The following is a 13,670-nucleotide window of genomic DNA, read 5'->3' on the forward strand; positions in this document are numbered from 1 at the left end:
GGCCTCGCCTTAGCGCAAACCTGGAGACGGCCATGAACCAAGAGGTCATGAATCTCTTCAATCCGGTGGCGCAGCCGCAGACCTTCGATCAGATCAAGATCTCGATCGCTTCGCCGGAAAAGATCCTTTCCTGGTCCTACGGCGAGATCAAGAAGCCGGAAACCATCAATTACCGTACGTTCAAGCCCGAGCGTGACGGCTTGTTCTGCGCGCGCATCTTCGGACCGATCAAGGATTACGAGTGCTTGTGCGGCAAGTACAAGCGCATGAAGTACAAGGGCGTCATCTGCGAGAAGTGCGGCGTCGAAGTTACGCTGTCGCGCGTGCGCCGCGAGCGCATGGGCCATATCGAACTCGCCGCGCCGGTCGCCCACATCTGGTTCCTGAAGTCGCTGCCGAGCCGCATCGGCCTGTTGATGGATATGACGCTCAAGGATCTCGAGCGTATCCTGTACTTCGAATATTACGTCGTGATCGAGCCCGGCCTCACCCCGCTGAAGGAGCGTCAGCTCCTCTCCGAGGACGAGTATGCACGCGCCCAGGACGAGTATGGCGAGGACTCGTTCACCGCCATGATCGGCGCCGAGGCCATCCGTGAGATGCTGCGCGCCATGGATCTGGAGAAGATCGCGGCGGATTTGCGCGTCGAGATCGCCGAGTCCACTTCGGAGCTCAAGCCGAAGAAGCTCGCCAAGCGCCTGAAGATCATCGAAGCCTTCATCCAGTCCGGCAACAAGCCCGAATGGATGATCCTGACCGCCGTTCCGGTGATCCCGCCGGATCTGCGTCCGCTCGTGCCGCTGGATGGCGGCCGCTTCGCGACCTCGGACCTCAACGATCTCTATCGCCGCGTCATCAACCGCAACAACCGTTTGAAGCGGCTGATCGAACTGCGTGCGCCTGACATCATCATCCGCAACGAAAAGCGCATGCTGCAGGAAGCTGTGGACGCGCTCTTCGACAACGGCCGCCGCGGCCGCGTCATCACGGGTGCCAACAAGCGTCCGCTGAAGTCGCTGTCCGACATGCTCAAGGGCAAGCAGGGCCGCTTCCGCCAGAACCTGCTCGGCAAGCGCGTCGACTATTCCGGCCGTTCGGTGATCGTCGTCGGTCCCGAGCTGAAGCTGCATCAGTGCGGCCTGCCCAAGAAGATGGCGCTGGAGTTGTTCAAGCCCTTCATCTATTCGCGTCTCGACGCCAAGGGGCTTTCCGCGACCGTGAAGCAGGCCAAGAAGCTGGTCGAGAAGGAAAAGCCGGAAGTCTGGGATATCCTCGACGAGGTCATCCGCGAGCATCCGGTGCTGCTCAACCGCGCTCCGACGCTGCATCGCCTCGGCATCCAGGCCTTCGAGCCGGTGCTGATCGAAGGCAAGGCCATCCAGCTGCATCCGCTGGTCTGCACCGCCTTCAACGCGGACTTCGACGGTGACCAGATGGCCGTGCACGTCCCGCTGTCGCTCGAAGCGCAGCTGGAAGCGCGCGTCCTGATGATGTCGACCAACAACATCCTGCATCCGGCCAACGGTCAGCCGATCATCGTGCCGTCGCAGGACGTCGTGCTGGGTCTCTATTACGTGACGCTGATGTCGGATGGCGAGCCCGGGCAGGGCATGGTGTTCGGCAATATCGGCGAGCTCGACCATGCGCTCGACAACAAGGTCGTCACGCTCCACTCCAAGATCAAGTGGCGCTGGAAGGGCATCGATGCCGAAGGCAACGAGGTCGCCAAGATCTACGACACCACGCCCGGTCGCGTGAAGCTTGCAGAGCTGCTGCCGAAGAATCCGAAGATTCCCTTCGACGCCGCCAACAACCTGATGACGAAGAAGGCGATCTCCGCCCTCATCGACGTCGTCTACCGTAACGTGGGTCAGAAGGAAGCGGTCATCTTCTGCGACCGCATCATGACGCTCGGCTTCTCCAACGCTTTCAAGGCGGGTATCTCCTTCGGCAAGGACGACATCGTCGTGCCGGAGAACAAGTGGAAGATCGTGGCCGAGACCGACGCTTTGGCGAAGGACTACGAGCAGCAGTACAATGACGGCCTGATCACCCAGGGCGAAAAGTACAACAAGGTCGTCGACGCCTGGGCCAAGTGCGCCGATCGTCTCGCCAAGGAGATGATGGACCGCATTTCGGCCGTGAAGAAGGACGACAGCGGCCGCGACAAGCCGATCAACTCCATCTACATGATGGCACACTCCTCGGCTCGTGGTTCGCCCGCTCAGATGCGTCAGCTCGGTGCGATGCGTGGCCTGATGGCCAAGCCGTCGGGCGAGATCATCGAGACGCCGATCATCTCGAACTTCAAGGAAGGCCTGACCGTGCTCGAGTACTTCAACTCGACCCACGGCGCCCGTAAGGGTCTGGCCGACACCGCCTTGAAGACGGCGAACTCGGGTTATCTGACCCGTCGTCTCGTCGACGTCGCCCAGGACTCGATCATCACCGAGATCGATTGCGGCTCGGAAGGCGGCATCGGTGTGCGTGCGATCGTCGATGCCGGCCAGGTCGTGGCTTCGCTCGGTGTGCGCGTCCTCGGCCGTACCGCGGCCGAGAACATCACCGACCCCTCGACTGGCACCGTCATCGTGCCGATGGGCGAGATGATCGACGAAAAGGCTGTCGATCTGATCGCTGCTTCGGGCCTGCAGGAGATCAAGATCCGTTCGGTGCTCACTTGCGAGACCAAGAACGGCGTCTGCGCTACCTGCTACGGTCGCGACCTGGCACGCGGCACGCGGGTCAACATGGGCGAGGCCGTCGGCGTCATTGCGGCGCAGTCGATCGGTGAACCGGGCACGCAGCTCACCATGCGTACCTTCCACATCGGCGGCGCGGCGCAGATCAACGAGCAGTCGAACATCGAGTCGACCTTCGAGGGCACGGTCAAGATCCGTAACCGCAACGTCGTGCGCAATTCGGAAGGCGAACTGATCGCCATGGCCCGCAACCTGGCAGTCGTGGTCCTCGACCATGACGGCACGGAGCGCTCGGTCAACCGCGTCCCCTATGGTGCACGCATCAAGGTGGACGATGGCGACAAGATCAAGCGCGGCCAGCGCATCGCCGAGTGGGATCCCTATACCCGCCCGGTGATCACCGAACTCGACGGCGTGATCGGCTACGAGGATCTGGTCGACGGCATCTCGGTCAATGAGAGTGCCGACGAATCGACCGGCATCACCAAGCGCGTCGTCTCCGACTGGCGGACGTCCAGCCGCTCGGCGGACCTGCGTCCGGCCCTGGTGATCAAGGGTGCCGACGGCAAGATCGCCAAGCTGTCGCGTGGCGGTGACGCCCGTTACTTCCTGGCGGCCGAATCCGTCATCTCGGTCGATCCCGGCTCGAAGGTGAATGCTGGCGATGTCATCGCCCGCGTGCCGCTGGAAAGCGCCAAGACCCGCGACATCACGGGCGGTCTGCCGCGCGTGGCCGAGCTGTTCGAGGCCCGTCGTCCGAAGGATGCGGCGATCATCGCCGAGATCACCGGTACGATCCAGTTCGGCCGTGACTACAAGAACAAGCGTCGTCTCGTGATCCAGCCGCATGAGGCTGATCAGGAGCCGGTCGAATATCTGATCCCGAAGGGCAAGCACATCCATCTCCAGGACGGCGACGTCGTCGAGAAGGGTGACTTCATCGTCGACGGCAACCCGGCTCCGCACGATATTCTGGCGGTCAAGGGCGTCGAGGAACTGGCGGCCTACCTGGTTAACGAAATCCAGGAAGTCTACCGCCTGCAGGGCGTGCAGATTAACGACAAGCACATCGAAGTGATCGTCCGGCAGATGCTGCAGAAGATCGAGATCACCGATGCCGGTGAGACCGAGTTCCTGCCCAGCGAGCAGGTCGATCGCATCGAGTTCGAAGAGGCCAACATCAAGGCCGTCGAAGAAGGCCGCAAGCCTGCGGTCGGCCATCCGGTGCTGCTCGGCATCACCAAGGCCTCGCTGCAGACGCGTTCGTTCATCTCGGCGGCCTCGTTCCAGGAGACCACCCGCGTGCTCACCGAAGCTGCCGTCAACGGCAAGTCGGACACGCTGGAGGGCCTCAAGGAGAACGTCATCGTCGGCCGTCTCATCCCGGCCGGCACCGGTGCCCAGATCGCGCGGGTCCGCGAGATCGCCAAGCGCCGCGACGACCTCATCCTGCAGCAGAAGCAGGCCGAGGCCGGCGTTCCCGCAGCTCCGGCCGGCGAAGCCGAAGTGGTGGCTCTGCCCGCGGCAGAGTAAGAAAATTCAACCGAATGGTTGAATGGAAGGGCGGCTCGCGAGGGCCGCCCTTTCGTCTTTCATCGAGCCGCGCTCGTGGTGGGGAAGGGGAGCCTCTCGGGCTCCAAGCCATGCAAAACGGCAAAGGGGCTATGCAGAAGCTCCGATCGGCTCGGAAACCGCATTTATTGCCGATTTTGACACGCTTCGTGCTTGACGGGAGGCGAGTCGGCAGTTAAAGACCACCTCACTTTCAGGGCGGGCCGTAAGACGTATTGTTCCTGCAGTCGACAAGACGCGGAACTGAGTTCTTAAACGCTGCCTCCGGACTACCAGACACAGTTCCGGTCATGATCGTTGCGCCCTGCGTTGCGATCCTCTGTGGGTGTCGCGCTTGCATCCCCTAAAAGGGAAGCTGGCGCGGTTTCGTTTTGCGTGGTTGTTCACGCAGGGCAAAGCAGTGCGTTCGTAAGGGCGTACTAATCGATGTTGAAGGGCGAACGATGCCAACCATTAGCCAGCTGATCCGCAAGCCGCGCGAACCGAAAGTGTATCGCGAGAAGGCGCGCCACCTGGAAGCATGCCCGCAGAAGCGCGGTGTGTGCACTCGTGTGTATACGACGACCCCGAAGAAGCCGAACTCGGCTTTGCGTAAGGTTGCCAAGGTGCGTCTCACCAATGGCTTCGAGGTCATCGGCTACATCCCCGGCGAAGGCCATAACCTTCAGGAGCATTCCGTGGTCATGATCCGCGGCGGCCGCGTGAAGGACTTGCCCGGCGTCCGCTATCACATTCTCCGCGGTGTCCTCGATACCCAGGGTGTCAAGAACCGTAAGCAGCGCCGTTCGAAGTACGGCGCGAAGCGTCCGAAGTAAGGGAAGATTTCACCATGTCCCGTCGCCATCGTGCAGAAAAGCGTGAGATCATTCCGGATCCGAAGTTCGGTGATCTCGTCGTGACCAAGTTCATGAATGCCATCATGTATGATGGCAAGAAGTCGGTTGCCGAAAAGATCGTCTATGACGCTTTCGACACCATCGAAGCCAAGGCCAAGCAGAGCCCGATCACGGTGTTCCAGACGGCCTTGTCGAATGTCGCTCCGGCGATCGAAGTTCGCTCCCGCCGCGTCGGTGGTGCGACCTATCAGGTCCCGGTCGAAGTTCGTCCGGAGCGCCGCCAGGCTCTCGCCATCCGTTGGATCCTCAGCGCGGCCCGCAACCGCAACGAGAAGACCATGGAAGAGAAGCTGTCGGGCGAGCTGCTCGACGCCTCCAACAACCGCGGCAACGCCGTGAAGAAACGCGAAGACACGCACCGGATGGCCGAGGCCAACCGCGCCTTCTCGCATTACCGCTGGTAAGGCTGGAAGCAGGATCGAGGATCACACGATGGCCCGTACGCACGCGATCGAGGACTACCGCAATTTTGGTATTATGGCGCACATCGACGCCGGTAAGACCACGACGACCGAGCGGATCCTTTACTACACCGGTAAGTCCCACAAGATCGGCGAAGTCCATGACGGCGCCGCCACGATGGACTTCATGACCCAGGAGCAGGAGCGCGGCATCACGATCACGTCCGCCGCGACGACCGCTCTGTGGGCTGGCAAGCGCCTGAACATCATCGACACCCCCGGCCACGTCGACTTCACCATCGAAGTCGAACGCTCGCTGCGCGTGCTTGACGGTGCCGTCTGCGTGCTCGACTCCAACCAGGGCGTCGAGCCTCAGACCGAGACTGTCTGGCGCCAGGGTGACAAGTACAAGGTTCCGCGTATCGTCTTCGCCAACAAGATGGATAAGACGGGCGCTGACTTCTACAAGTGCCTCGACGACATCGTGAAGCGCCTCGGCGCCAAGCCGATCGCCATTCAGTTGCCGATCGGCTCGGAGTCGAACTTCAAGGGCATCATCGATCTCGTTCGCATGAAGGCCGTGATCTGGTCGGGTGAATCGCTGGGCGCCGAATTCGACGCCAACCTGCCGATCCCGGAAGACATGGTCGAGAAGGCCAACGAGTACCGCAACATGCTCATCGAAGCTGCTGTGGAACTCGATGACGACGCTCTCGCCGCCTTCTTCGACGGCCAGGAGCCGGACGAAGCAACCCTGAAGCGCCTGATCCGCAAGGCCGTCCTCACCGGCGCCTTCTATCCCGTGCTTGCTGGTTCTGCCTTCAAGAACAAGGGCGTGCAGACGCTTCTTGATGCAGTGGTCGACTATCTGCCGTCGCCGGTGGACGTGCCCGCCATCAAGGGCATCGACCCCAAGACCGAAGAAGAAGTCGAGCGCAAGTCCTCGGACGCCGAGCCGCTTTCGCTCCTTGGCTTCAAGATCATGGACGACCAGTATGGCGTCCTGACCTTCTGCCGCATCTATTCGGGCAAGCTCGAGAAGGGCGTTTCGCTGCTCAATTCGAGCCGTGAGAAGAGCGAGCGCGTTGGCCGCATGGTGCTCATGCACGCCAACAACCGCGAAGAAATCGCTGAAGCCTATGCCGGCGACATCGTCGCCCTGGTCGGCCTCAAGGATACCCGCACCGGCGACACGCTGTGCGATCCCGCGCATCCGGTCATCCTGGAGCGCATGGAATTCCCTGAGCCGGTCATCGAGATGGCGATCGAGCCCAAGACCAAGGCCGACCAGGAAAAGATGGCGCTGGCGCTGATCAAGCTCGCTTCGGAGGATCCGTCCTTCCGCGTGTCGACCGATCAGGAATCCGGCCAGACCATCATCAAGGGCATGGGCGAACTGCATCTCGACATCAAGGTCGACATCCTGCGTCGTACCCACAAGGTCGAGGTCAATGTCGGCGCGCCGCAGGTGGCCTTCCGCGAGAAGATCACCAAGCGGGCCGAGATCGACTACACCCACAAGAAGCAGACCGGCGGTACCGGCCAGTTCGCTCGCGTCAAGTTCGTCGTCGAGCCGAACGAGCCCGGCAAGGGCTTCGAGTTCGAGTCGAAGATCATTGGCGGCTCGGTGCCCAAGGAATACATCCCGGGCGTCGAAAAGGGCCTCAATTCGGTTCTGGGTGCGGGCATCGTTGCCGGCTTCCCGGTCGTCGACGTCAAGGTGACGCTGATCGACGGTGCCTTCCACGAAGTCGACTCGTCGGCCCTGGCCTTCGAAATCGCTTCGCGTGCGGCCTTCCGTGAAGCCCTGCAGAAGGGTGGTTCGGTTCTGCTCGAGCCGATCATGAAGGTCGAGGTCGTGACTCCGGAAGAATACACCGGCTCGGTCATCGGCGATCTCAACTCCCGGCGTGGACAGATCCAGGGTCAGGATATGCGCGGCAACGCGAATGTCGTGAACGCCATGGTTCCGCTCATGAACATGTTCGGCTACGTCAACCAGCTGCGTTCCTTCACCCAGGGCCGCGCCAGCTACACGATGCAGTTCGATCATTACGAACAGGCGCCGTCCAACGTCGCTGCTGAAATCCAGGCGAAGTACGCCTGATCCCCTTGATTTGAGTTTCATCCGCCGTTTCGGCGACAGGTGAAGGAGGCCCCGATGGCCAAAGAGAAATTTGAACGCAATAAGCCGCACTGCAACATCGGCACGATTGGTCACGTTGACCATGGCAAGACGTCGCTGACTGCGGCGATCACGAAGGTTCTTGCCGAGACGGGCGGTGCGACGTTCACGGCGTATGACCAGATCGACAAGGCTCCGGAAGAGAAGGCCCGCGGTATCACGATCTCGACGGCGCACGTCGAGTACGAGACCAAGAACCGCCACTATGCTCATGTCGACTGCCCCGGCCACGCCGACTACGTGAAGAACATGATCACGGGTGCGGCGCAGATGGATGGCGCGATCCTGGTCGTGTCGGCCGCCGACGGCCCGATGCCGCAGACCCGCGAGCACATCCTCCTGGCCCGCCAGGTCGGCGTTCCCGCGCTGGTGGTGTTCCTGAACAAGGTCGACCTTGTCGACGATCCGGAACTGCTCGAGCTGGTCGAGATGGAAGTTCGCGAGCTTCTGTCGAAGTACGAGTTCCCCGGCGACGACATTCCGATCACCAAGGGTTCGGCCAAGGTTGCGCTGGACAATGGCGACAAGGCCATCGGCCATGACGCCATCCTGGCCCTGATGCAGACGGTTGACGAGTACATCCCGCAGCCCGAGCGTCCGATCGACCAGCCCTTCCTGATGCCGGTCGAAGACGTGTTCTCGATCTCGGGCCGCGGCACCGTGGTGACCGGCCGTGTCGAGCGCGGCATCGTCAAGGTCGGCGAGGAAGTCGAGATCGTCGGCATCCGCGCCACCCAGAAGACGACCGTCACCGGCGTCGAGATGTTCCGCAAGCTGCTCGACCAGGGCCAGGCCGGCGACAACATCGGCGCGCTGCTGCGCGGCACCAAGCGTGAGGACGTGGAGCGCGGCCAGGTGCTGTGCAAGCCCGGCTCCGTGAAGCCGCACACCAAGTTCAAGGCCGAAGCCTACATCCTGACCAAGGAAGAGGGTGGCCGTCATACGCCGTTCTTCGGCAACTACCGTCCGCAGTTCTACTTCCGCACGACGGACGTGACGGGCGTGGTGACGCTGCCGGAAGGCACGGAGATGGTGATGCCGGGCGACAACATCGCCATGGAAGTCAATCTGATCGTGCCGATCGCCATGGAAGAGAAGCTGCGCTTCGCCATCCGTGAAGGCGGTCGTACCGTCGGCGCCGGCGTCGTCGCCGCCATCATCGAATAAGAGCTTTCAAAGCGCGTCTTACGGCGCGCCGCCACTCGGCGCGCCATTTAATTTTCGGAGTCAGGGCAATGAACGGCCAGAACATCCGCATCCGTCTCAAGGCGTTCGACCATCGTATCCTCGATACGTCGACCCGCGAGATCGTATCGACGGCCAAGCGCACTGGCGCCGCCGTCCGCGGACCGATCCCGCTGCCAACGCGGATCGAAAAGTACACGGTGAACCGCTCGCCACACGTGGACAAGAAATCGCGTGAGCAGTTCGAGATGCGCACCCATAAGCGCCTGCTCGACATCGTAGACCCCACCCCGCAGACCGTGGACGCGCTCATGAAGCTCGACCTCGCCGCAGGCGTGGACGTCGAGATCAAGCTCTGATCAGGCTCCTCTAGGCTTAGGAACGAACGCCATGCGTTCTGGTGTCATTGCACAGAAGATCGGCATGAGCCGCGTCTATAACGACGCTGGCGAGCATGTCCCGGTCACGGTTCTCCGTCTCGACGATTGCCAGGTCGTCGCTCACAGGACCAACGATAAGAACGGCTATACCGCGCTTCAGCTCGGTGCCGGCCTCGCCAAGGTCAAGAACACGACCAAGGCGCAGCGCGGCCACTTCGCTGTTGCCAACGTGGAGCCCAAGCGTAAGGTCGTCGAATTCCGCGTGCCGGAAGCCGACCTGATTCCCGTCGGCGCGACGATCACGGCGGACCACTTCGTCCCCGGCCAGTTCGTCGATGTCACGGGCACGTCGATCGGCAAAGGTTTTGCCGGTTCGATGAAGCGCTGGAACTTCGCCGGCCACCGCGCCAGCCACGGTAACTCGATCACGCATCGTGCCCATGGTTCGACCGGTCAGCGCCAGGATCCGGGCAAGACTTTCGCCGGCAAGAAGATGGCGGGTCACATGGGTGACGAGCGCATCACCACCTTGAACCTCAAGGTCGTACGCACCGACGTCGAGCGTGGCCTGATCCTGGTCGAGGGTGCCGTTCCCGGCGCCAAGGGCGGCTGGATCCTGGTGCGCGACGCCGTGAAGAAGCAGCTGCCGGAAGCAGCGCCGAAGCCCGGCGCATTCCGCTTGCCCGAAGCTGCTGCTGCAGCGGCCGGCGAGTGAGGAGGAGCCGATGAAACTCGCAATTACCACTCTCGAAGGCTCCGAAGCCGGTTCGGTCACGCTGTCTGACGAGATCTTCGGTCTCGAACCGCGCGCCGACATCCTGCAGCGCGTCGTGCGCTGGCAGCTGGCCAAGCGCCAGGCCGGTACGCACAAGACGCTGGGCCGGTCCGAAATCAACCGGACCAAGAAGAAGCTGTACAAGCAGAAGGGCACCGGTGGTGCTCGTCACGGTGCAGCCTCGGCTCCGCAGTTCCGTGGCGGTGGCCGCGCCTTCGGTCCGGTCGTGCGCTCCCATGCCCACGACCTGCCCAAGAAGGTCCGCGCCCTTGGCCTCAAGCATGCGCTTTCGTCCAAGGCGAAGACGCAGCAGCTCATCATCGTCGACAAGGCCGTCGCCGAAGTGATCAAGACCAAGGCGCTGAAGGAAACCTTCGGCAAGCGTGGTCTGGCCAATGTGCTGATCATCGACGGCGCCGAGCTCGACCAGAACTTCGCACTGGCTGCCCGCAACATTCCCAACGTGGATGTGCTGCCGGTCCAGGGCATCAACGTCTACGACATTCTCCGCCGTGACAGCCTCGTGCTGACCAAGGCGGCCGTCGATGCGCTGGAGGCGCGCTTCAAATGAGCACCGATGTCAGGCATTACGACGTGATTGTGTCGCCGGTGATCACCGAGAAGGCGACCGCTCAGTCGGAACATAACCAGGTGGTGTTCCGGGTTTCCCCGGATGCGACCAAGCCGCAGATCAAAGCCGCCGTTGAAAAGCTGTTCAATGTCAAGGTGACGGGTGTCAACACGCTCGTCCGCAAAGGCAAGACCAAGCGTTTCAAGGGCATTCTGGGCACTCAGAGCGATGTCAAGCGCGCGATCGTGACTCTGGCCGAAGGCCACACGATCGACGTGACGACGGGCCTCTGAGGCGCGGGCCGGAAAGGGAGAGAGACCAATGGCTCTCAGGAAATACAAGCCGGTTACGCCGGGCCTGCGCCAGCTCGTGCTGGTCGACCGTTCCGCCCTCTACAAGGGCGCTCCGGTCAAGACCTTGACCGAGGGCCTGACCAAGTCGGGTGGCCGCAACAATACGGGCCGCATCACCTCGTTCCGCAAGTCGGGCGGGCACAAGCGCGCCTACCGCATCATCGACTTCAAGCGTCGCAAGCTCGATGTCGAGGGCACGGTCGAGCGGATCGAGTACGATCCCAACCGCACCGCGTTCATTGCGCTGATTGACTACACTGATGGCGACAAGGCCTACATCCTGGCTCCGCAGCGTCTGGCTGTCGGCGATAAGGTGATCGCCGCTGCTTCGGCCGACGTGAAGCCGGGCAATGCCATGCCGATGTCGGCGATGCCGGTGGGTACCATCGTCCACAATGTCGAGCTCAAGCTCGGCCGTGGCGGTTCGGTTGCGCGTTCTGCGGGCAGCTATGCCCAGATCGCCGGCCGTGATGGCGCCTATGTCATCCTGCGCCTCAATTCGGGCGAGCAGCGTCTGGTTCTGTCGAGCTGCTTCGCCACGGTTGGCGCGGTGTCGAACCCGGACCACATGAACATCTCGCTGGGTAAGGCGGGTCGTTCGCGCTGGCTCGGCGTGAAGCCGTCCGTCCGCGGTGTCGCCATGAACCCGATCGACCATCCCCATGGTGGCGGCGAAGGCCGTACCTCGGGTGGCCGTCACCCTGTCACGCCCTGGGGCAAGCCGACCAAGGGCAAGAAGACGCGTTCGAACAAGGCGACGAACAAGTTCATCGTCTCGTCCCGTCACGCTAAGAAGAAGTAAGGAGACCACCCGTGTCCCGCTCAGTCTGGAAAGGCCCGTTTGTCGACGGGTACCTCCTGAAAAAGGCGGATGCCGCGCGCGGCTCCGGCCGCAGCGAGGTCATCAAGACCTGGAGCCGTCGCTCCACCATCCTGCCGCACTTCATCGGCGTGACTTTTGGCGTCTACAACGGCCAGAAGCATGTCCCGGTGCAGGTGACCGAAGACATGGTTGGCATGAAGCTCGGCGAGTTTGCTCCGACCCGGACCTTCTATGGTCACGCGGCGGACAAGAAGTCGAAGAGGAAGTAAGTCATGGGCAAGCCGAAGTCCGAACGGGCCCTGCCTGACAATGAAGCGAAGGCGGTTGCGCGCATGCTGCGCGTTTCGCCGCAGAAGCTCAATCTCGTCGCGTCCCTGATCCGCGGCAAGAAGGTGGACTCGGCTCTGGCCGACCTGACCTTCTCGCGCAAGCGCATCGCCACCGACGTGAAGAAGACGCTGCAGAGCGCCATTGCCAATGCCGAGAACAATCATGGCCTCGACGTGGACGATCTGATCGTCTCCGAAGCCTATGTCGGCAAGGCTTTTGTCATCAAGCGTTTCCATGCCCGCGCCCGCGGCCGGGCAGGGCGCATCGAGAAGCCCTTCTCCAACCTGACGGTCGTCGTCCGCCAGGTCGAAGCCAAGGCGTAAGGAGCAAGCGATGGGACAGAAAGTTAATCCGATCGGCCTGCGTCTGGGCATCAACCGGACCTGGGATTCCCGCTGGTTCGCCAACAAGGGCGAATATGGCAAGTTGCTGCACGAGGACATTGCGATCCGCCAGGCGCTGATGAAGCTCCTGAAGCAGGCAGCCGTGTCGCGCATCGTCATCGAGCGTCCGCACAAGAAGTGCCGCGTCACGATCTACTCGGCTCGTCCGGGTATCGTGATCGGCAAGAAGGGCGCCGACATCGACAAGCTGAAGAAGGCCGTGTCGAAGCTCACCTCTTCGGAAGTGCACATCAACATCGTTGAAGTGCGCAAGCCGGAAGTGGATGCGACCCTGGTTGCCGACTCCATCGCCCAGCAGCTCGAGCGCCGCGTGGCGTTCCGCCGCGCCATGAAGCGGGCCGTGCAGTCGGCTATGCGTCTGGGTGCGGAAGGCATTCGTATCAATTGCTCGGGCCGTCTGGGTGGCGCCGAAATCGCTCGTCTGGAGTGGTATCGCGAAGGTCGCGTGCCGCTGCATACGCTGCGCGCCGATGTCGATTACGGTACGGCTACGGCTTTCACCACCTTCGGTACGTGCGGCATCAAGGTCTGGATCTTCAAGGGTGAAATCCTCGAGCACGATCCGATGGCCCAGGACAAGCGCCTGGCGGAGGCCGACACCGGCCGTTCGTCTTCGCGCCCCCGTAACGAAGCTGCGTGAGCGGCTCGCGGGAGTTGAGAGAATAGAACCATGTTGCAACCCAAGCGCACCAAATTCCGTAAGCAGTTCAAGGGCCGCATTCACGGTGTGGCCTCCTCGGGCGCGCTCCTGAACTTCGGCCAGTTCGGCCTCAAGGCTCTGGAGCCCGAACGTATCACCGCGCGACAGATCGAGGCCGCTCGTCGTGCCATCACCCGCGAAATGAAGCGCCAGGGCCGGGTGTGGATCCGCATGTTCCCGGACGTGCCGGTTTCGGCAAAGCCGGCTGAAGTGCGCATGGGTAAGGGCAAGGGCGCGCCCGACCATTGGGTCGCGCGTGTCAAGCCGGGCCGCATCATGTTCGAACTCGACGGTGTGAGCGAGGATATCGCTCGTTCCGCCCTGACGCTCGGTGCCGCCAAGCTGCCGATCAGGACCCGTATCGTGCAGCGCATCGCTGAGTGAGGAAAACAC

General features: G+C 62.2%; 14 protein-coding genes. All 14 read left to right on the forward strand.

From position 1 onward, the window contains the following. Positions 1-32: 32 nt before the first annotated feature. On the forward strand, positions 33-4,235 hold the full coding sequence (gene rpoC / locus ABXS05_RS25000; RefSeq protein WP_367625742.1) for a DNA-directed RNA polymerase subunit beta': 4,203 nt from the start codon (positions 33-35) through the stop codon (positions 4,233-4,235). A gap of 482 nt (positions 4,236-4,717) precedes the next feature. After that, positions 4,718-5,089 carry a 30S ribosomal protein S12 gene (gene rpsL, locus ABXS05_RS25005; RefSeq protein ID WP_068299562.1) on the forward strand — a complete coding sequence of 124 codons (372 nt, stop codon included), beginning with the start codon at positions 4,718-4,720 and terminating at the stop codon, positions 5,087-5,089. Between the two features lie 14 nt (positions 5,090-5,103). Next, complete coding sequence (gene rpsG, locus ABXS05_RS25010) at positions 5,104-5,574, forward strand: 30S ribosomal protein S7 (protein ID WP_068299564.1); 471 nt, start codon at positions 5,104-5,106, stop codon at positions 5,572-5,574. A 28-nt stretch (positions 5,575-5,602) separates the two neighbouring features. Continuing rightward, positions 5,603-7,678, forward strand: a complete 2,076-nt coding sequence (gene fusA / locus ABXS05_RS25015) for an elongation factor G (RefSeq protein WP_311934447.1) — start codon at positions 5,603-5,605, stop codon at positions 7,676-7,678. Positions 7,679-7,732: 54 nt separating this feature from the next. After that, positions 7,733-8,923: an elongation factor Tu gene (tuf, locus tag ABXS05_RS25020; RefSeq protein ID WP_311934448.1), complete on the forward strand. Its 1,191-nt coding sequence runs from the start codon at positions 7,733-7,735 to the stop codon at positions 8,921-8,923. Between the two features lie 68 nt (positions 8,924-8,991). Continuing rightward, positions 8,992-9,300 carry a 30S ribosomal protein S10 gene (rpsJ, locus tag ABXS05_RS25025; RefSeq protein WP_068292049.1) on the forward strand — a complete coding sequence of 103 codons (309 nt, stop codon included), beginning with the start codon at positions 8,992-8,994 and terminating at the stop codon, positions 9,298-9,300. A 31-nt stretch (positions 9,301-9,331) separates the two neighbouring features. Next, on the forward strand, positions 9,332-10,036 hold the full coding sequence (gene rplC / locus ABXS05_RS25030) for a 50S ribosomal protein L3 (RefSeq protein ID WP_068292051.1): 705 nt from the start codon (positions 9,332-9,334) through the stop codon (positions 10,034-10,036). A gap of 10 nt (positions 10,037-10,046) precedes the next feature. Continuing rightward, positions 10,047-10,667, forward strand: a complete 621-nt coding sequence (rplD, locus tag ABXS05_RS25035; protein WP_068292053.1) for a 50S ribosomal protein L4 — start codon at positions 10,047-10,049, stop codon at positions 10,665-10,667. After that, a complete protein-coding gene (locus ABXS05_RS25040) occupies positions 10,664-10,960 on the forward strand; it encodes a 50S ribosomal protein L23 (protein ID WP_068292055.1) in 297 nt (98 codons plus the stop codon). The genes rplD and ABXS05_RS25040 overlap by 4 nt, the downstream gene beginning before the upstream one ends. Before the next feature lie 28 nt (positions 10,961-10,988). Continuing rightward, entirely contained in the window at positions 10,989-11,822 is an 834-nt protein-coding gene (rplB, locus tag ABXS05_RS25045; protein WP_311934449.1) for a 50S ribosomal protein L2, read from the forward strand. Positions 11,823-11,833: 11 nt separating this feature from the next. Next, positions 11,834-12,112, forward strand: coding sequence for a 30S ribosomal protein S19 (gene rpsS, locus ABXS05_RS25050; protein WP_068292063.1), 279 nt, complete (start codon positions 11,834-11,836; stop codon positions 12,110-12,112). Between the two features lie 3 nt (positions 12,113-12,115). After that, entirely contained in the window at positions 12,116-12,496 is a 381-nt protein-coding gene (rplV, locus tag ABXS05_RS25055) for a 50S ribosomal protein L22 (protein WP_068292065.1), read from the forward strand. A 10-nt stretch (positions 12,497-12,506) separates the two neighbouring features. Further along, positions 12,507-13,217: a 30S ribosomal protein S3 gene (gene rpsC, locus ABXS05_RS25060; protein ID WP_311934450.1), complete on the forward strand. Its 711-nt coding sequence runs from the start codon at positions 12,507-12,509 to the stop codon at positions 13,215-13,217. Between the two features lie 30 nt (positions 13,218-13,247). Next, positions 13,248-13,661: a 50S ribosomal protein L16 gene (gene rplP / locus ABXS05_RS25065; RefSeq protein WP_311934451.1), complete on the forward strand. Its 414-nt coding sequence runs from the start codon at positions 13,248-13,250 to the stop codon at positions 13,659-13,661. Positions 13,662-13,670: the final 9 nt, after the last annotated feature.

The organism is Labrys neptuniae (assembly GCF_040797145.1).
GTDB lineage: Bacteria > Pseudomonadota > Alphaproteobacteria > Rhizobiales > Labraceae > Labrys > Labrys neptuniae.

Coding starts and splice junctions, on each gene's coding strand:
- rpsJ (WP_068292049.1), top strand. CDS start 8,992: ATGAACGGCCAGAACATCCGCATCCGTCTCAAGGCGTTCGACCATCGT.
- rpoC (WP_367625742.1), top strand. CDS start 33: ATGAACCAAGAGGTCATGAATCTCTTCAATCCGGTGGCGCAGCCGCAG.
- rplD (WP_068292053.1), top strand. CDS start 10,047: ATGAAACTCGCAATTACCACTCTCGAAGGCTCCGAAGCCGGTTCGGTC.
- rplV (WP_068292065.1), top strand. CDS start 12,116: ATGGGCAAGCCGAAGTCCGAACGGGCCCTGCCTGACAATGAAGCGAAG.
- rpsL (WP_068299562.1), top strand. CDS start 4,718: ATGCCAACCATTAGCCAGCTGATCCGCAAGCCGCGCGAACCGAAAGTG.
- rpsC (WP_311934450.1), top strand. CDS start 12,507: ATGGGACAGAAAGTTAATCCGATCGGCCTGCGTCTGGGCATCAACCGG.
- rplP (WP_311934451.1), top strand. CDS start 13,248: ATGTTGCAACCCAAGCGCACCAAATTCCGTAAGCAGTTCAAGGGCCGC.
- rpsG (WP_068299564.1), top strand. CDS start 5,104: ATGTCCCGTCGCCATCGTGCAGAAAAGCGTGAGATCATTCCGGATCCG.
- ABXS05_RS25040 (WP_068292055.1), top strand. CDS start 10,664: ATGAGCACCGATGTCAGGCATTACGACGTGATTGTGTCGCCGGTGATC.
- tuf (WP_311934448.1), top strand. CDS start 7,733: ATGGCCAAAGAGAAATTTGAACGCAATAAGCCGCACTGCAACATCGGC.
- rplC (WP_068292051.1), top strand. CDS start 9,332: ATGCGTTCTGGTGTCATTGCACAGAAGATCGGCATGAGCCGCGTCTAT.
- rplB (WP_311934449.1), top strand. CDS start 10,989: ATGGCTCTCAGGAAATACAAGCCGGTTACGCCGGGCCTGCGCCAGCTC.
- fusA (WP_311934447.1), top strand. CDS start 5,603: ATGGCCCGTACGCACGCGATCGAGGACTACCGCAATTTTGGTATTATG.